We start from the raw sequence: 16322 nt of genomic DNA on the forward strand, positions 1-16322 counted from the left end.
CGGCCGGCGCATCCCGACCACCACGGAGACAAGATGAACGACAGAAGAACAGACGCCATGCGGCCCTCGCGCCGGCATGCCCTGCAGGCCGCCCTGGCCCTGGCCGGCCTGCTGGCCGCCGCACCCGCCGCGTGGGCGCAGAAGTTTCCCGACAAGCCCATCCGCATCGTCGTCGGCTACTCGGCCGGTGGCGGCGTCGATGCGGTCGCGCGCATGCTCAGTGCGCGCTTGCCCGCCGTGCTGGGCCAGCAGGTGCTGGTCGAAAACCGCACCGGCGCCACAGGCCTCATCGCGGCCGACCTCGTCGCCAAGGCGCCGCCCGACGGCTACACGCTGATGATGGGCGACAGCGCTTTGCTCATCGCCAAGCTGCTGCAGCCGAAGATCGCGATCGATCCGCTGACCAGCTTCAAGCCCGTGGCCGGTGCCTTCGTGTCGCCGCTGATGATCGTCGCGGGCAACGACTTTCCCGCGAAGACGCCCGCCGAACTCGTCAAGGAACTCAAGGCGCACCCGGGCCGCTACTCCTACGCATCGTCGGGTGTCGGCACCGTGCAGCACCTGGGCTTCGAGATGCTCAAGCAATCCACCGGCGCGTTCGTGGTGCATGTGCCGTACCGCGGCGCGGCGCAGATCGTGCCCGACGTGGTCGGCGGCCAGGTGCCGCTGGGCGTGGTGAGTGCCACGGCTGCGATGGCGCAGTCGAAGGCCGGCAAGCTGCGCGCGCTGGCGCTGCTGAACAACGCCAAGCTCGAAGGTGCCGAAGGCGTGGCGCCGCTGGCCGAGGCTTTGCCAGGCTTCGACGTCGCGCCGCGCATCTTCCTGCTCGCACCGGCGGGCACGCCCAACGACGTGGTCGACAAGCTCTCGGCCGCCGTGAAGACCGTGCTCGACATGCCCGAGACGGGCACGGCTGCCGCCGCGCAAGGCACGCTGCGCGCCTATGCCACGCCGGCCCAGCTGGGCAAGGACATGGCGGAAGAAACGACGCGATGGAAACGCATCATCACGGACCAGCGCATCGTGGCGGAGGGGAACTGAGGTGACACAGCCCCATCTCGGCCTCATCGTTCCTCCCGCAGCCGGCGCCGTGCCGGTGGACGGACCGCTGCTCTACGGCGACCGCATCCGCTTCAGCGCCAAAGGCCTGGGCCTCGGCGAAATCTCCACCCGCGGCTACACCGAAGTGATCGACTCGGTCATCGGCAAGGCGCTGGAACTCAAGGCGGAAGGCGCAAGCGCCGTCTCCCTCATGGGCACCTCGCTGAGCTTCTTTCGCGGTGTTGCCTTCACCCGCCAGCTGAAGCGCGAGATGGAACAGGCCACGGGCCTGCCCTGTACGACGATGAGCGACGCCATCCTTGCGGGCCTGCGTCACCTGAAAGTGCGGCGCGTGGCCGTCGCCACCGCCTACATCGACGAGGTCAACACGCAACTGCGCACCTACCTCGAGCAGAGCGACTTCGAACCGCTCGCGCTCGAAGGCCTGGCCATCTCCGACGTGCAGGCCGTGGGCCAGGTGTCGACCGAGGTGCTGGTCGATCTGTGCCTGAAGGTGTTCGACGACCAGCCCGGCGCCGACGGCCTCCTGATCTCGTGCGGCGGCCTCGTCACGCTCGATGCCGTGCGCGAGGTCGAGGCGCGCCTGCGGGTGCCCGTGGTGTCCAGCTCGCCCGCGGGCTTCTGGGACCTCGTGCGCACCGCGGGGCTCGATGCGCGCTCGCCGGGGCAGGGCCGGCTGTTCGGCTGAACCCCGCCTGTCCCTACGTGCGCGAAGGCCCGGTCAGCCGGCCTTCGGCAGGTACTGCTCCACCAGGCTCGCCCAGTAGGCGGCACCGACCGGCAGCAGATGGTCGTTGAAGTCGTAGTGAGGGTTGTGCACGCTGCAGCCGCCTTCGCGGATGTGCGTGCCGTTGCCGATGAAGAAATAGCAACCCGGCACCTCTTCGAGCATGAAGGCGAAATCTTCACTGGCCATCACGGGCGGCCCGGTCTCGACCATGCCCTGCGGGCCCACGAGGTTGCGTGCCACCGTGCGCGCGAACGCGGTCTCTGACGGCGTGTTGACCAGCACCGGGTAGCCGCGCTGGTAGTCCACCTCGGCCTCCAGCCCGAAGCTCTGGGCCTGGGCATGCACCAGTGCGCGGATGCGGGCTTCGGCCAGGTCGCGCGCGTCGCGGTCCAGCGCGCGCACCGTGAGCTTCAGCAGCGCCGTCTCCGGAATCACGTTGCTGGCCGTGCCCGCCTGCAGCACGCCCACCGTGACCACCACCGCATGCAGCGGGTCGGTGTTGCGTGACACCACCGTCTGCAGCGCCATCACGATGCTGGCGGCGGCGACTGTGGGGTCGGTCGCCAGATGCGGCATGGCGCCGTGGCCGCCGCGGCCGGTGAGCGTGATGACCACCGTGTCGCCCGAGGCCATCTGCGCGCCCTCGCGGAACAACAGCTGCCCTGCCGGCAGGCCGGGCATGTTGTGCATGGCGAACACCGCGTCACAGGGATAGCGCGTGAACAGGCCCTCCTTCATCATGCGCGAGGCACCGTTCAGGCCTTCCTCGGCCGGCTGGAAGATCAGGTTCAGCGTGCCGTCGAAGCGCCGCTGCTCGGCGATGTACTGCGCCGCGAACAACAGCATCGTGGTGTGGCCGTCGTGCCCGCAGGCGTGCATCACGCCGGGCCGCTGGCTGGCGTGCGGAATCTGCGCGAGCTCGGTCATCGGCAGCGCATCCATCTCCGCGCGGATGCCCAGGCGGCGCGGGCTGTCGCCCAGCTTCAGCTGGGCGACGAAGCCGGTGCCGCCGATGCCGCGGTCCACCTGGTAGCCCCAGGCTTCGAGCCGGTCGGCGACCAGCGCGCTGGTCTGGAACTCCTCGAAGCCCAGTTCGGGGTGGCGATGGATCTGGCGGCGCACGGCGGTGTAGGCGCCGGCGTGCGCCTCGGCCCAGTCGCGCACCGCGCGGGTGTCGTGTGGCGTGTCGGTCATTGGGGTTGCAGGTTGATGCGTTTGGCCAGGGCCTGGAAGCGCGCGGCCTCGGCCGCGAACTGCTTGGCCGATTCGTCGAGCGTGCGCGCAGCGGCCGGCATGGAGCCGGTCGACAGGATCGCCTGTTGCACCTCGGGCTGTTCCAGCGTGGTCGTGAGCGCCTGGTGCAGGCAGGCGGCCGTGGCGTCCGGCGTTTCCTTGCGCACCATCAGGCCGGCCCAGGTGCTGTACTCGAAGTCCTTGAGCAGCCTGCCTTCGGCAAAGGCCGGGGCTTCGGGGGCGAACTTCTCGCGGCGCGGCCCGACCCAGCCGAGGATCTTCAGGCGTCCCTGGTCGGCCAGCCCGCGGTACATCGTGGCCCACGGCATCATCGTGAAGTCCACGAGGCCCGCGCCCATGTCCTGCAGCAGCGGCGCGCCGCCCTTGTAGGGAACGTGCAGCATGGCGGCGCCCACGCGCGTCGACAGGTCTTCGCCCGCGAAGTGGTACAGCGAGCCGTATCCCACGCTGCCGTAACTCAGCGGCTTGCCGCCGGGCGTGCGGGCGAGGGTGATCAGCTCGTCGATGGACTGCGCCGGCAGGTCCTTGCGCGCCAGCAGCACCATCGGGTTGAACGTCACGGGGCCGAGCAGGCGGAACTGGTCGTGGCGCAGCTTCACGGCGGCATTGGCGAGCGGCGTGAGGATCACTTCATTGGGCGACCCCAGGAACACCATGTGCCCGTCGGCCGGTGCCGCCAGCACCTTCTGCGCCGCGATCGCACCGCCGGCGCCGCCGAGGTTCTCGACCAGCACCGGCTGGCCCAGCTGCTTCGACAGCGACAGGTGGATGGACCGCGCGATCACGTCGGACAGGCCGCCGGCCGGGTAGGGCACCATCAGCGTGACGGGTCTGGACACGCAGGCCGCGCCGGCGGCAGGGGCCGCCAGCAGGGTGGTGGCGCTGCACAGGGCGAGCAGCGAGGCTTTCAGGCAGAAGCGGATCAAGGCAGACACCTCATGACAGGACGGGACAGGACGGGACAGGAAGGATCGAACGGTCGGCGGATCGTAGGTTTGCCCGTGGCCTGCCACAATGTTTGATCCAGCCAATCGATGTGCTGTTTCAGCCAGGAGTCCCGCCGGTGGTTCACTTCGATCTGTTGCTTCCAGAAGGCGGCGCACCCGGTGCGCTGTGGTCCGCCGTCGACGTGCTGCGCGAGCTCAATGCCCTGGCGCGCGTGCGTGCGCCGCGCGACGCCTTGCCGGCCGCGAGCTGGCGTCTGCTCGGTGCCGACGGCCGCGCGCACCGCTGGCATGCGCAGACCTGCATCGACGAAGACGAGCGCCGCCATGCGCGCCGTCCGCAGCCGGGGCCGCGCGTGCTGCTGGTGGCGCCGCTGGTGATGCAGTCCATCCCGGCGCTGCAGAAGCTGGTGCGGCGCAATGCCGCCAGCGTCGAGCTGGTGCGCCGGCGCTTCGAGGCGGGCAGCCTGATCGGTGCCTGCGGCACGGGCATCTGGCTGCTGGCGCAGGCGGACTGCATCCTGAGCGCGCCGATCCCCTGGCTCTACCAGTCGGGTTTCGAGAAGTACTTTCCCGGGGTGCGCATGGAAGCCAGGGAGCCGATCGTGGCGGAGCGCGGCTGCGTCTGCGCGGTGGCGCCGTCGCTGCTGCATGCGCTGGTGCTGCACCTGGCGCGCTACGCGGGCCTGGCCGACCTGGCGCACGCGGGTGCCGAGAAGCTGTTGCTCAACACCGAGCGGCAGGCCCTGTCGGCCGCGATGACGGGGACGCAGGTGATGGGCCAGGCGCGCGACACACCGCTGTACCTGGCCCAGGCGTGGATGCAGGCCCATGCAGCTCAACCCCTGCGGCTGGCCGAGGCCGCGGCGGCAGCGTCGGTGAGCGAGCGCACGTTGACCCGCCTGTTCCACCAGCATTCGGGCATGACGCCCCTGAAGTACCTGCAGGGGCTGCGCGTGCAGCGCGCGCAGATGTGGCTCGAAGGCACCTTCCGTTCGGTGGACGAGATCGCGCGCGATTGCGGCTACGGCGACACCAGCGCGTTCTGCCGCATGTTCGCGCGCGCCACCGGCACCAGCCCACAGCGCTACCGCGACCGCTACACCTTTCGCGGCCCGCGCGCGCGTTGGCGCCTGCAGGAGACCTCGCTGCTCGAAGCGTGAGCGGGCGCGCCGTGGTTCAGGCGGCGGAGGAGGTCGCCTGCAGCCAGCGCCCCACGCGGGCCGTGCCGGCCAGCTGCCAGACGCGCTCGCACAGTGCCTTCGCTTCGTCGGCTGTCGCGCCTTCGCCGTAGTGCGCCAGGCGCTGCATCTTGTCCTCGATCTCGGCGCGGCTCAGGCTGTTGCCGGGGTCGCCCTTGGGCTCGTCGACACGGCCGGCCAGCGTGCGGCCGTCGGCCGTGTGCACGCTGACCTTGCCGATCCAGCGCGCGGGGTAGGCGGTGTCGACCTCGTCGTCGAGCGCCATCGTCACCTTCTCGCGGAAGGCCGAGACCTCGGGCGAGAGAAAGTCGCGGTCGAACTCGCCCAGGCCCGCGCGGCCGTGCACGGCGATGAGGCCCAGCACCGTGCCCATGGAGAACTTGCCCTGGTGCACCGTGGCCGGCACCGTCACGCGGCCCAGCACGTCGATGGCGCCCTGGTGCACATGCGTCGTGACCTGGGACACGTCCGCCGGCTTGAGCTTGTTCTGTTCCATCACCTGCAGCAGCGCGTCGGCGGCCGGGTGCGTGTGGCGGCAGGAGGCGTGGTACTTGAACGAGGTCTCGGCCAGCGTCCAGCGCGTGCCCAGGCCGTCGGTGAGCTTCGCCGGATCGGCGTCGCTCGACATGCCCACGCCCAGCCCCTGCGCACCTTCGAGGATCTTCGCCGCGCCCGTGAAGCCTTCCTGCGCGAGGTAGGCCGACATCAGCCCGCTCGCCGCCGCGTGCGCGCAGTGCAGCTGCTTCGAGTCGGCCGCGTCGCGCAGGAACTCCCACACACCGGCCGACTGCGTGCCGGCCGAGCCGAAGGCATGCAGCATCTGCTGCGACGACAACTCGAGCAGGCGGCCCACCGCCGCGGCTGCCGCGAGCGTGCCCGCCGTCGCCGTGGTGTGGAAGGTGCGGTAGTGCGAGCGGCCGAGGAACTCGCCGACGCGGATGCCCACCTCGTAGCCCGCGACCACGGCCGTCAGCAGCTGCGCGCCGCTGGCACCGAGGCTTTGCGCCACTGCGAGTGCGGGTGCGATGACCACGGCGGCCGGGTGGAACACCGAGCCGTTGTGCACGTCGTCCTGCTCCACGTAGTGCGAGGCCGCCGCGTTGACCATCGCCGCGAACAGCGGGGAGCTGGTGCGCCGCGAGGTGAGGATTTCGCTCGGGCCTTCAGCGGGGCCCATCATCTGCGCGAAGCGCTCGATGCTGCGTATCGGCCGCGCCGTGCGGGCCGCGAGCACCGAGCCGAGCCAGTCGAGCATCAGGTCCTCGGTGCGGCGCAGCACGGGCGCGGGAATGTCGGCGAACTTCAGCTCGGCCGCGAAGGTCGCGAGCACCTTGCTGGGGTGGTCGATGGCGTTCATGTGCAGTCCTTCAGAACGAGCGGGGCAGGCCGAGCATGTGTTCGGCGACGTAGCTCAGGATGAGGTTGGTCGAGATCGGCGCCACCTGGTACAGCCGCGTCTCGCGGAACTTGCGTTCGATGTCGTATTCGCAGGCAAAGCCGAAGCCGCCGTGGAACTGCAGGCAGGCGTTGGCCGCCTCCCAGCTCGCCTTGGCCGCGAGGTACTTCGCCATGTTGGCCTGCGCGCCGCAGGGCTGGCGCGCATCGAACAGGCGGCAGGCTTCGTAGCGCATCAGGTTCGCGGCCTCGGTCTCGATGAAGGCTTCGGCAATCGGGAACTGCACGCCCTGGTTCTGCCCGATGGGGCGGCCGAACACCACGCGGTCCTTGGTGTAGGCCGTCACCTTGTCGATGAACCAGTAGCCGTCGCCGATGCACTCGGCCGCGATCAGCGTGCGCTCGGCATTGAGGCCATCGAGGATGTACTTGAAGCCCTGGCCTTCCTCGCCGATCAGGTTTTCGGCCGGGATCTCGAGGTTCTCGAAGAACAGCTCGTTGGTCTCGTGGTTCACCATGTTGAGGATGGGGCGCACCGTCATGCCTTTGCCGATGGATTCGCGCAGGTCGACGATGAAGATCGACATGCCTTCCGACTTCTTCTTCACATCGGCCAGCGGCGTGGTGCGCGCCAGCAGGATCATCAGGTCCGAATGCTGGATGCGCGAGATCCACACCTTCTGCCCGTTGATGACATAGCGGTCGCCCTTCTTCACGGCGGTGGTCTTGATCTTCGTGGTGTCGGTGCCGGTGGTCGGCTCGGTCACGCCCATCGACTGCAGGCGCAGCTCGCCGCTGGCGATCTTGGGCAGGTACTGGCGCTTTTGCGCCTCGCTGCCGTGGCGCAGCAGCGTGCCCATGTTGTACATCTGGCCGTGGCAGGCGCCCGAGTTGCCGCCGCAGCGGTTGATCTCTTCCATGATCACCGAGGCTTCGGTCAGGCCCAGGCCCGAGCCGCCGTACTCCTGCGGGATCAGCGCGGCCATCCAGCCGGCCTGGGTGAGCGCGTCGACGAACTCGGCGGGGTAGCCGCGCGCCTCGTCGACCTTGCGGAAGTACTCGTTGGGAAACTGCGCGCACAGGTCGCGCACGGCGTCGCGGATGTCGGGGAAACGGTTGTCGGTAGCGATCATCGTGTTCAGTCCTGGCGGGGGCCGCCCGCTTCCTTTTCGACGCGTTGCCAGATCTCGATGGCCATCGGGTCGTCGATCTCCTCGAGGATGTGGCCCACGAGGCCGATGGCGCGCGCCATCACGCCGAAGCCGCGAATGATCTTCCACGGAAAGCCGAACTCGGCCGCAATGGCGCCGATGGCGCCCGTGGCGTTGATCGGCAGCGACTTGCCCGACACGCGCTCGGCCTCTTCCTGCACGGCCTGCATCAGTGCGACGTAGTGGCTGGAGAGCCCGTTCTCGGCCGCGATCTGGAACAGGCGCGGCGTGCGCGGATCGATCGGCTTGTGCAGCGGATGGCCCAGGCCCGGCACGATGATCTTGCGTGCGCGGTGGTCGGCCACGATGTCCTTCGCCATGTCGGCCAGCGGGCGGGTGGGCTTCTCGCCGAAGGGAATGGCCTCGTACAGCATCTTCGCGGCGCCTTCGGTGCTGCCCACGAACACGGTGCCCAGCCCGCACAGGCCGGCGGCCACGGCGGCCTGCAAGGCCTCGGGCGCGCCGGCATAGGTGAGCCGCGCGGCCAGCGCGCTGGGCGTCACGCCGTGCTCCACCAGCGTGACGACGATGGCGTTGAAGGTCACGGACTCCTGCGGCGTCGGGATGCGGCCCGTCAGCTCCAGGAAGGCCATGTCGCCCAGGTTGAGGTGGCCGAGGATTTCCGAGGGCAGGTCGCGCCCGCGCACGGTGATCTTGTCGGGCGTGCTGTGGCCGAGGTCGGTGTGCAGGGATTTCTTGATCTTTGTCATGGCCGCAAATCTATCCCCGCGCGCGCCCGCAGGCGCTCAGTGATTGCGAAACCCTCCCTTCCGCAATCGCGAATGCCCGCCGGCGAGGTCTTCGGGCACGCTGCGACTCGTCATTGCAACGGAAAAGAAAAGGCAGACAGCGCGATGGATTCCGACTCACTCCTGGCCGTGCGCGAAGCGGCGCTCGACTACTTCACCCGCAGCGGCGCCACCGCGCGACGCCGCGCCCGCACCGAACACCCGCAGGCCGACGAGGCCAACGGCTGGGGCGAGATCGCCGCGCTCGGCTGGCCCGGCATGCTGGCGCCCGAAGCGGCCGGCGGCCTGGCGCTGGGGCTCGACGGCGCCGCAGAAATTCTGCGCGCGGCCGGCGAGCACGCGGCGCCCGAGCCACTGCTGGCCGTGGCGGGCCTGAGCGCGCTGCTGCTGGCTCGGCTCGACACGCCGGCGGCGCGTGCCCTGCTGGCCGAGCTGGTGGCGGGCCGTAGCCTGCCCGCGCTGGCCTGGCAGGAAAGCGCGGGCGACCTCAGCGCCGTGCCGTTGGCCTGCGGCTGCGAGGCGCGCGCGGGTCATGGGGGCGGCGTGCTGCTGCAGGGCGACAAGCTCATGGTGCTGCCCGGCACCGCCGCCAGCGGCTGGCTGGTGTCGGCGCGCGGCGAGGACGATGCCGTGCTGCTGTGGGTGCCGCGCGGCACAGCCGGCGTGAGCGAGACGATCGTGCCGCTGGTCGACGGCAGCCAGGCAGCCAACCTGCGCTTCGAAGAGGTCGTGCTGCCGGCCGACGCCGTGTTGGCCAGCGGACCGGCCGCGCAGGAGGCGCTGCGCCAGGCGCTTGCGGCCGGGCAGATCCTGCAGGCGGCCGAGCTGCTCGGCGCAGGGCAGGCGATGCTGGCGCAGACGCTGGCTTACCTGCGCACGCGCGCGCAGTTCGGCAAGCCCATCGGCAGCTTCCAGGCGCTGCAGCACCGCAGCGTCGACATGTTCATCCACCTCGAGGTGGCGCAGGCCACGCTCAACGAGGTGCTCGCGCTGGCAAGCGACGGCACCTTGCCTTCTGACCGGCTCGAAGCCGAGGCCAGCCGCGTCAACGCGCGGTGCACCGCTGCCGCGCTGCAGGCGTCGCGCGCGGCGGTGCAGCTGCACGGGGCCATCGGCTACACGCAGGAGTGCGACCTGAGCCTGTTCTACAAGCGCGTGCTGTGCCTGTCGGCGTGGCTGGGCAATGCCACGGCGCACCAGCGCCGGCATGCCGCGCTGACCGGCGAGGCCGAAGCGGCGGCCGGTGGCACGACCGCCTGGCATGGCGAGTTCCTGGCACGCACCACCGACTGGTCCGCCATGCCCGAGGCCGAGTTCCGCCGCATGGTGCGCGGCTTCCTGCAGCAGCGCTATCCGGCGCAGCTGCGCTACCTGTCGCACCGCGCGCGCTGGAGCGAGGTGCGCGAGTGGTACCTCACGCTCTCGGCGCAGGGCTGGATCGCGCCGGCCTGGCCGCAGTCGCACGGCGGCATGGGCCTGCCGGCGGACAAGCTCATTGCCTGGATCGAGGAGCTGGAGCAGCATGGCGTGGCGCGCGCACCCGACCAGGGCATCGTGATGATCGGCCCGCTGCTGATCCAGCACGGCACGCCCGAACAGCAGCAGCGCTTTCTGCCGCGCATCCTCAGCGGCGAGCACGTGTGGTGCCAGGGCTATTCGGAGCCCAATGCCGGCTCCGACCTGGCCGGCCTGCGCACCGAGGCGGTGGCGGGGCGCGACGCGCAGGGCGATCACTTCGTCGTCAACGGCCAGAAGATCTGGACCACGCTCGCGCAGGATGCCAACCACATCTTCATGCTCGTGCGCACCGACAAGGGCGCGCGCAAGCAGGAGGGCATCAGCTTCCTGCTGTGCGACCTGCGCACGCCGGGCGTCACGGTGCGGCCGATCCACACGCTGGCGGGCGAGCCCGAGTTCTGCGAGGTGTTCTTCGACAACGTGCGCGTGCCGGCCGACCAGCTCGTGGGTCGGCTGCACGGCGGCTGGACCATCGCGAAGGCGCTGCTGGGCTTCGAGCGCATCTTCCTGGGCAGCCCCAAGCAGTCGCAGTACGCGCTGGGCCAACTCGCACGGCTCGGGCAGGCACGGCGGCTGTTTGCCGACCCGGTGTTCGCACAGCGCTTCGCGGCGCTGCGGCTCGACGTGCTCGACCTGTCGGCCGCCTACACGGGCTTTGCCGACATCGTGCGCGCGGGCAAGCCGCTGCCGGCGTCGGTGTCGCTGCTGAAGATCTGGGCCAGCGAGACCTACCACCGCATCGGCGCGCTGCTGGTCGAGGCCGGCGAAGAGCAGGGCGCGGTCGCGGGCGACCAGGTGCTCGACGGCCAGAGCTTCAACGTGCTCTCGCCGCTCATCGGCTCCACCGCCGCCATGATCTACGGCGGCACGAACGAGATCCAGCGCAACATCCTCGCGCGACAGGTGCTCGACCTGCCGGCCTGAGCGATGTGAGCCGCCAAAGACATACACAACTGGAGACAACGCTCATGCAATCCCTCGACTTTCTTTCGCGCCGCCAGCTCATGGCCGCGCTGGCGGGCAGCGCGGCGCTGGCCGCACTGCCTTCGCGCGTTTTCGCGCAGCAGCCGCTGCCGCCGCTCATCAAGCTGGTGGTCGGCTATTCGGCCGGCGGGCCGGTGGACGGCGCCGCGCGCCTGCTCGCGCCCGCGCTGGGCCAGGAGCTGGGCACGCAGGTGATCGTCGACAACCGGCCCGGCGCCGCCGGCTCGCTCGGCGGCAACGCCGTGGCCAAGGCGCCGCCCGACGGCGCGATGCTGTTCTTCGGCGCGAGCCCGACCATCACCATCAACCCGAACGTGCAGCGCAGCATGCCCTTCGACCCGATGAAGGACCTCACGCCGCTGGCGCCGCTGGTCGACTACACCAACGTGCTGGTGGTCAACAACGACCTGCCGGTGCGCAACGTGGGCGAGCTGCTGGCCTATGCCAAGGCCAAGCCCGGCAAGCTGTTCTACGGCTCGGCGGGCGTGGGCGCGTCGAACCACCTGAGCGGCGCGCTGCTCGAGAAGATGAGCGGCGTGCAGCTCACGCACGTGCCCTACAAGGGCAGCGCCCCGGCGCTGGCCGACGTGATGGCCGGCACCGTGCCAATGATGTTCGACATCATCGCCACCTCGCGGCCCTTCATCCAGTCGGGCAAGTTGCGCGCGCTGGCCGTCACTTCGCGCCAGCGCAACCGCATGCTGCCCGACGTGCCGACCATGATCGAGTCGGGCGTGCCCGGCTACGACGTGGGCGGCTGGTTCGGCCTGTACGGTCCGGCGCGCATGGACTCGGCGCTGGTGGCGCGCGTGAACGCCGCGGCGCAGAAGATGCTGGCGCGCGAAGACATCGCGCACCGCCTGCGCGAGCAGGGCTACGAGGTCTGGGCGGGCGCGCCGGAGGTGCTGGCGACCAAGGGCGTGTCGGACCGCAAGCTGTGGGCCAGCGCGTCCAAGGGCATCGAGGCGGAATAGCCGATGCAGCCCCGCATTCATCACCTGCTCGAAGACCGCGCGGCCCGCACACCGGACGCGGTGTTCCTCCACGAACTCGATGGCACCACCACGTATGGCGCGTTGCAGGCCATGGTCGAGACCGCCGCGAACGACCTGCTCGCCGCCGGCGTGCGGCCGACCGACCGCGTGCTGCTGGTGGCCGAGAACTGCGCCGCCCACATTGCGCTGCTGCTGGCCTGCAGCCGCGTGGGCGCGTGGTCGTGCGGCGTCAACGCGCGCATGTCACCGGGCGAGATCGCGGCGATTGCCGAGCGCGCCGACGCGCGGCTGTGTTGCTTCACCACCGACGCGTCCGATGCGGCGCGCACGCACGCGCAGCGCGCGTCGGCCGTGCCGGCCACGCTGCCCGGCGTGATGTTCACCGCCGCGCGCGCCGACGCCCGCCCCGAGCCCGACCCGGCGCTGGCCGATGCCGCCGCGATCATCTTCACCTCCGGCACCTCGGGCACGCCCAAGGGCGTGATGGTGTCGCACCGCGGGCTGCTGCACTTCGGCCGCGTGTCGGCGGCGGTGCGTGCGCTCGACACGCGCGACCGCGTCTACGCCTTCCTGCCGATGACCCACATCTTCGGCATCGGCACCGTGCTGATGGCCGCGCTCACGGGCGGGGCCGCGCTGGTGCTGCGCGCCAGCTTCTCGCCGGCCGACATGCTCGAGGCGCTGGCGCACGGGCAGGTGTCGAACCTGCTCGGGCCGCCGACCATGTACGCGCGGCTGCTGGCGCACATCGAGGCGCAGCAGCTGGCGCCGCGCTTTCCGCAGCTGCGCTACGTGTACACGGGCTCCGCGCCGCTCGACCCGGCGCTCAAGCAGCGCGTGGAGCGGCTGTTCGGCCAGCCGCTGCACTACGGCTACGGCCTGTCGGAGTACGCGGGCTCAGTATTTCTTACGCGTACCGAGGCGCCACGCGCCGACACCTCGGCCGGCTACGTGGTCGACGGTGGCGAGGGGCGCATCGTGACGTCCGAGGGCACCGAGGCCGCCGTCGGCGACACCGGCGAGATCTGGCTGCGCGGCCCGGGCCTGATGCTGGGCTACTTCCGCGACGCGGCCGCCACCGCGCAGGTGATGCGCCCGGGCGGCTGGTACGCCACCGGCGACCTCGGCCGCTTCGACGCCGACGGCGCGCTGTTCGTGGTGGGGCGGCTGAAGGAAATGATCATCCGCTCGGGCTTCAACGTGTACCCGGCCGAGGTCGAGGCGGTGATCGGGCGCTTCGCCGGTGTGCATCTGTGCGCCGTGGTCGGCGTGCCCGAGGCCGACGGCAACGAGCAGATCGTTGCCTTCGTCGAGCTGAACCCCGGCGCGGTGCTCGACGAGGCGGCGCTGCGCGCGCACCTGGCCGAGCACCTGTCGCCCTACAAGCGGCCGGCGCGCATCGAGGTGATCGACGCGATGCCGACGACGGCCAACGGCAAGCTGCTCAAGCGGGAACTGCAAGCGCGGGCCCGGCTGCCCTGAGATTCGCAGGAAGGTCGCCGATGACACTGCGGCGCCCCTTCTGCGTGTCCATGTACTCGCGCATGCGGGCGATGCGGCCCTCGCGCAGTTCGAGGATGAAGCAGTAGTCGTTGTCGTAGTGCCGGCCGTTGGCGAGCGTGGCCTGCAGGCGCATCTCCAGCACCACGGTGTCGCCTTCGCAGAGCAGGTGGGTGAAGTCCACCGCGACGTCGGCCACGAACAGCTTGGGAAACTCCTCGACCAGGAAGCGCACGATCGTCGGCGGCCCGATCATGTGGTCGGTGAAGCCCAGGGCCACGCCGGTGGCGTTGTCCTTGGGCGCCAGCCATTCGGCGTCGTCGGTGAAGGCGGCGCGCACGCGCTGCGGGTCGCGGCTGGCGAAGGCCTTCCAGGCGTCGACGACGGCGCGCTTGTTCTGCTCGGGGGTCATGGGGTGCGGCGGATGAAGTGAAGGAGCGGCGACGATAGGGGCGCCGCGTTGCGCCGGCCCGCTGCTTCCGGACATCTGCAACGCGCTCTCGGACTTATCCTGCAAGGAGCCGCGCTGCTGTCCGCCAGCCGATGCGCCGTGCAGGCCGCATCGTGGGAGCCTTCAACAAGGAATCCACGCCATGGCCGATGACCTGAGCAAGCGCGGACCGCAGGATGCGGCCCGCATCAATGTCAACGAACTCCACGAGGTTCGCTACTGGACCCAGACGCTGGGCGTGACCGAGGCGCAGCTGCGCTCGGCCGTCGCGGCCGCTGGGGTCGAGGTGAAGGACGTGCGCACCTACCTCGGCAAACCCTGAGCGCGCGCTGCAGGTGCGGCCCGGCGAGCAGGGCGCGCGTAGGCAGGCTCCTACAGCCGCGGCGCGGAGCGGGGCCGATACTCGTGGCCTTGTTCCCGCCTTCAGGAATCCTGCCTTGACCGTGCTCCCTGCCGCCTCTCGTCCCACGGGCCGCGCGCCCTTGCGGGCCGCTGCGCCGCGATGAAGTCGTCTCCCAGCGCCCGCAGCTGGATTGCGGCCGGCGTGCGCCACGAGCTGCTCACGCGCGCCCTGCCGGCGCTGCGGCACGACATGACGGCGCCCGTCTCGGTGATCCGCATGGCGGTGCTGATGCTCAAGCGCCAGGTGGCGGCCGACCCCGTCGACCCCGCGGCCTGCGAGGAGCGGGTGAACCTCATCGACAGCCAGGTGTCCGAGCTGGTGGCCGCGATCCGCTCGCTGCGCGACTGGGAGCTGGCCACCACCGACGACGGCATCACGCGCAGTGCGCTGGTGGCGCAGTGCATGACGCTGATGCGCTCGGCCTTCGACCTGCACGGCGTGGCGCTCGAGGTCGACGAGGCGCTCGCCGCCCCGCAGGACGATGAGCCGCGCTGGCCCAATGCCGCCGCGCTGCGCTACCTGTTCCTGGGCGCGCTGGGCTACCTGCACGACGGTGCGAACGAGGCCGGCACCATCCGCATCGAGCCCGACGGCACCGACGCGCTGCGCCTGCACGCCCGGGTGCGCGAGGCCGGCGGCGCGAACGCGGTGCTCGACGCCCACCGCGCGCCGCGCGCCCTGGCCATCGACACCGTGGCGCTGCAGAACCTGGCCGAAGACCTCGGCTACGCCGTGCTGCTCGACGCCGACACCGTGCGCTTCGCCCTCGCCGCGGGCTGAGGCGTCCGCAGGAAGGCGAGCAATCGCCGCTCCGCCGCCACCAGGCCGCGCGCCGGGCCGGCCGTGGCGGCGCGGGCCGCGATCTTCTCCAGCAAGGTGCCCGTCGCCGCCGTGTCGTCCTCGCGCGCCAGCGCCTCGCCCAGCGCCAGCACGGCCGGGTGCACGTAGGCTTTCTTGCAGACCGCCGGCGTGTTGCCGAGCTGCCGCGCCACGGCCGCGAGGATGTCCCTGGCGCCGGGCCGGCGCTCGCCCTCCCAGGCACAGGCCCGCCGCGTGAGCTCCAGCGCCTGCACCGTGCCGTGCCAGGTGCGGAAGTCCTTGGCGGTGAAGCGCTCGCCGTCGCCCTTGCCTGTGTCGGTGGCGTCGGCGATGTAGTCGTTCACGTCGTTGGACGACACGCCGCGCACCTCGCCCGCTTCGTCCGTGTACTGGAACAGCGCCTGTCCCGGCAGTTGCTGGCACTGGCGCACCACGCGGGCCACGCGCGGGTCGTCGATGCGGGCCTCGTGCGCCACGCCGCTCTTGCCGCGAAAGCGCAGCCGCAGCGCCGAGCCCTGCACCGCCGCGTGGCGGTTGCGCAGCGTGGTGAGGCCGAACGAGCCGTTGCTGCTGGCGTAGGCCTCGTTGCCCACGCGCAGCAGCGTGGTGTCGAGCAGGCGCACCAGCGTGGCGATCACCTGCGCGCGCCCAGGTGTGCGGGTGCCGGCGCGCAGGTCGCGCGCCACGCGGGCGCGCAAACGGGGCAGGGCGCGCCCGAAGGCCGCGAGGCGCTCGAACTTGGTGCCGTCCTGCAGCACGCGCCAGTCGGGGTGGTAGCGGTACTGCGTGCGGCCGCGCGCGTCCAGGCCCGTGGCCTGCAGGTGGCCCTGCGGCAGCGGGCAGATCCACACCTCGGTGTAGGCCGGCGGAATCGCCAGGCTGCGGATGCGCGCGAGCGCGTCGGCATCGCGCAGCCAGCGGCCGTGCGCGTCGCGGTAGCGAAAGCCGTCGCCCCACTTCAGCCGGCGGATGCCCGGCATGCCGGGGTTCACGTAGACCAGCCCGCCGGCCAGCGCTGAGGTGGCAGCCGGTGCGGGCCGGCATGGGGTTTGCATCGAAGGCATGTCATCGCGCTTGTGCCAGCATCGACAATCGTGCGGTGTAG

15 protein-coding genes are annotated in these 16322 nt (G+C 70.9%); 8 read left to right on the forward strand and 7 right to left on the reverse strand.

Going from position 1 to position 16322, the window contains the following annotated elements:
* Positions 1–33 precede the first annotated feature (33 nt).
* Positions 34–1041, forward strand: a complete 1008-nt coding sequence (locus tag VHAB30_RS01435; protein ID WP_159273126.1) for a Bug family tripartite tricarboxylate transporter substrate binding protein — start codon at positions 34–36, stop codon at positions 1039–1041.
* Position 1042: 1 nt separating this feature from the next.
* Entirely contained in the window at positions 1043–1750 is a 708-nt protein-coding gene (locus tag VHAB30_RS01440; protein WP_159275557.1) for an arylmalonate decarboxylase, read from the forward strand.
* 33 nt (positions 1751–1783) lie between these two features.
* Here the strand turns inward: VHAB30_RS01440 and VHAB30_RS01445 are convergent, their stop codons facing one another.
* The gene (locus VHAB30_RS01445) at positions 1784–2986 is read right to left on the reverse strand and encodes a M20 aminoacylase family protein (protein WP_159275558.1); all 1203 of its coding nucleotides are present in this window, start codon (positions 2984–2986) and stop codon (positions 1784–1786) included.
* Positions 2983–3981: a tripartite tricarboxylate transporter substrate binding protein gene (locus VHAB30_RS01450; RefSeq protein ID WP_390903969.1), complete on the reverse strand. Its 999-nt coding sequence runs from the start codon at positions 3979–3981 to the stop codon at positions 2983–2985. The genes VHAB30_RS01445 and VHAB30_RS01450 overlap by 4 nt, the downstream gene beginning before the upstream one ends.
* Before the next feature lie 128 nt (positions 3982–4109).
* Here VHAB30_RS01450 and VHAB30_RS01455 point away from each other — a divergent pair, with 128 nt between their 5' ends.
* Entirely contained in the window at positions 4110–5153 is a 1044-nt protein-coding gene (locus VHAB30_RS01455; RefSeq protein WP_159275559.1) for a GlxA family transcriptional regulator, read from the forward strand.
* A 16-nt stretch (positions 5154–5169) separates the two neighbouring features.
* On the opposite strand, the gene VHAB30_RS01460 is transcribed toward VHAB30_RS01455, so the two are convergent.
* The 3 genes from VHAB30_RS01460 to VHAB30_RS01470 are packed head-to-tail and all read right to left on the reverse strand — an operon-like array spanning position 5170 to position 8508.
* Complete coding sequence (locus VHAB30_RS01460; protein ID WP_159275560.1) at positions 5170–6549, reverse strand: MmgE/PrpD family protein; 1380 nt, start codon at positions 6547–6549, stop codon at positions 5170–5172.
* Positions 6550–6559: 10 nt separating this feature from the next.
* Positions 6560–7720, reverse strand: coding sequence for an acyl-CoA dehydrogenase family protein (locus tag VHAB30_RS01465; RefSeq protein ID WP_159275561.1), 1161 nt, complete (start codon positions 7718–7720; stop codon positions 6560–6562).
* 5 nt (positions 7721–7725) lie between these two features.
* Positions 7726–8508, reverse strand: coding sequence for a citryl-CoA lyase (locus tag VHAB30_RS01470; RefSeq protein ID WP_159275562.1), 783 nt, complete (start codon positions 8506–8508; stop codon positions 7726–7728).
* A gap of 144 nt (positions 8509–8652) precedes the next feature.
* On the opposite strand from VHAB30_RS01470, the gene VHAB30_RS01475 reads away from it, so the two are divergent.
* From VHAB30_RS01475 to VHAB30_RS01485, 3 genes are read left to right on the forward strand one after another with little or no spacing between them, the layout of a single operon-like run.
* Complete coding sequence (locus VHAB30_RS01475; protein WP_159275563.1) at positions 8653–10989, forward strand: acyl-CoA dehydrogenase; 2337 nt, start codon at positions 8653–8655, stop codon at positions 10987–10989.
* A 44-nt stretch (positions 10990–11033) separates the two neighbouring features.
* The gene (locus VHAB30_RS01480; protein WP_159275564.1) at positions 11034–12023 is read left to right on the forward strand and encodes a Bug family tripartite tricarboxylate transporter substrate binding protein; all 990 of its coding nucleotides are present in this window, start codon (positions 11034–11036) and stop codon (positions 12021–12023) included.
* A gap of 3 nt (positions 12024–12026) precedes the next feature.
* Positions 12027–13526, forward strand: a complete 1500-nt coding sequence (locus VHAB30_RS01485) for a class I adenylate-forming enzyme family protein (protein ID WP_159275565.1) — start codon at positions 12027–12029, stop codon at positions 13524–13526.
* Here VHAB30_RS01485 and VHAB30_RS01490 read toward each other — a convergent pair.
* Positions 13489–13956, reverse strand: a complete 468-nt coding sequence (locus VHAB30_RS01490) for a nuclear transport factor 2 family protein (RefSeq protein WP_159275566.1) — start codon at positions 13954–13956, stop codon at positions 13489–13491. The two genes, VHAB30_RS01485 and VHAB30_RS01490, sit on opposite strands and share 38 nt — an antisense overlap.
* Positions 13957–14137: 181 nt before the next feature.
* Here VHAB30_RS01490 and VHAB30_RS01495 point away from each other — a divergent pair, with 181 nt between their 5' ends.
* Positions 14138–14317, forward strand: coding sequence for a DUF3606 domain-containing protein (locus VHAB30_RS01495; protein ID WP_062477985.1), 180 nt, complete (start codon positions 14138–14140; stop codon positions 14315–14317).
* Between the two features lie 180 nt (positions 14318–14497).
* Positions 14498–15178, forward strand: a complete 681-nt coding sequence (locus tag VHAB30_RS01500) for a hypothetical protein (RefSeq protein ID WP_159275567.1) — start codon at positions 14498–14500, stop codon at positions 15176–15178.
* Here the strand turns inward: VHAB30_RS01500 and VHAB30_RS01505 are convergent.
* Positions 15124–16281: a DNA topoisomerase IB gene (locus VHAB30_RS01505; RefSeq protein WP_159275568.1), complete on the reverse strand. Its 1158-nt coding sequence runs from the start codon at positions 16279–16281 to the stop codon at positions 15124–15126. The genes VHAB30_RS01500 and VHAB30_RS01505 overlap by 55 nt on opposite strands.
* Positions 16282–16322 lie beyond the last annotated feature (41 nt).

The organism is Variovorax boronicumulans, assembly GCF_009811375.1.
Classification (GTDB): domain Bacteria; phylum Pseudomonadota; class Gammaproteobacteria; order Burkholderiales; family Burkholderiaceae_C; genus Variovorax; species Variovorax boronicumulans.

What these genes read in the sequence shown, in the direction of transcription:
- VHAB30_RS01435 (WP_159273126.1), top strand. Translation starts at nt 34, where the DNA reads ATGAACGACAGAAGAACAGACGCCATGCGGCCCTCGCGCCGGCATGCC.
- VHAB30_RS01445 (WP_159275558.1), bottom strand. Translation starts at nt 2,986, where the DNA reads ATGACCGACACGCCACACGACACCCGCGCGGTGCGCGACTGGGCCGAG.
- VHAB30_RS01460 (WP_159275560.1), bottom strand. Translation starts at nt 6,549, where the DNA reads ATGAACGCCATCGACCACCCCAGCAAGGTGCTCGCGACCTTCGCGGCC.
- VHAB30_RS01465 (WP_159275561.1), bottom strand. Translation starts at nt 7,720, where the DNA reads ATGATCGCTACCGACAACCGTTTCCCCGACATCCGCGACGCCGTGCGC.
- VHAB30_RS01470 (WP_159275562.1), bottom strand. Translation starts at nt 8,508, where the DNA reads ATGACAAAGATCAAGAAATCCCTGCACACCGACCTCGGCCACAGCACG.
- VHAB30_RS01475 (WP_159275563.1), top strand. Translation starts at nt 8,653, where the DNA reads ATGGATTCCGACTCACTCCTGGCCGTGCGCGAAGCGGCGCTCGACTAC.
- VHAB30_RS01480 (WP_159275564.1), top strand. Translation starts at nt 11,034, where the DNA reads ATGCAATCCCTCGACTTTCTTTCGCGCCGCCAGCTCATGGCCGCGCTG.
- VHAB30_RS01485 (WP_159275565.1), top strand. Translation starts at nt 12,027, where the DNA reads ATGCAGCCCCGCATTCATCACCTGCTCGAAGACCGCGCGGCCCGCACA.
- VHAB30_RS01490 (WP_159275566.1), bottom strand. Translation starts at nt 13,956, where the DNA reads ATGACCCCCGAGCAGAACAAGCGCGCCGTCGTCGACGCCTGGAAGGCC.
- VHAB30_RS01495 (WP_062477985.1), top strand. Translation starts at nt 14,138, where the DNA reads ATGGCCGATGACCTGAGCAAGCGCGGACCGCAGGATGCGGCCCGCATC.
- VHAB30_RS01500 (WP_159275567.1), top strand. Translation starts at nt 14,498, where the DNA reads ATGAAGTCGTCTCCCAGCGCCCGCAGCTGGATTGCGGCCGGCGTGCGC.
- VHAB30_RS01505 (WP_159275568.1), bottom strand. Translation starts at nt 16,281, where the DNA reads ATGCCTTCGATGCAAACCCCATGCCGGCCCGCACCGGCTGCCACCTCA.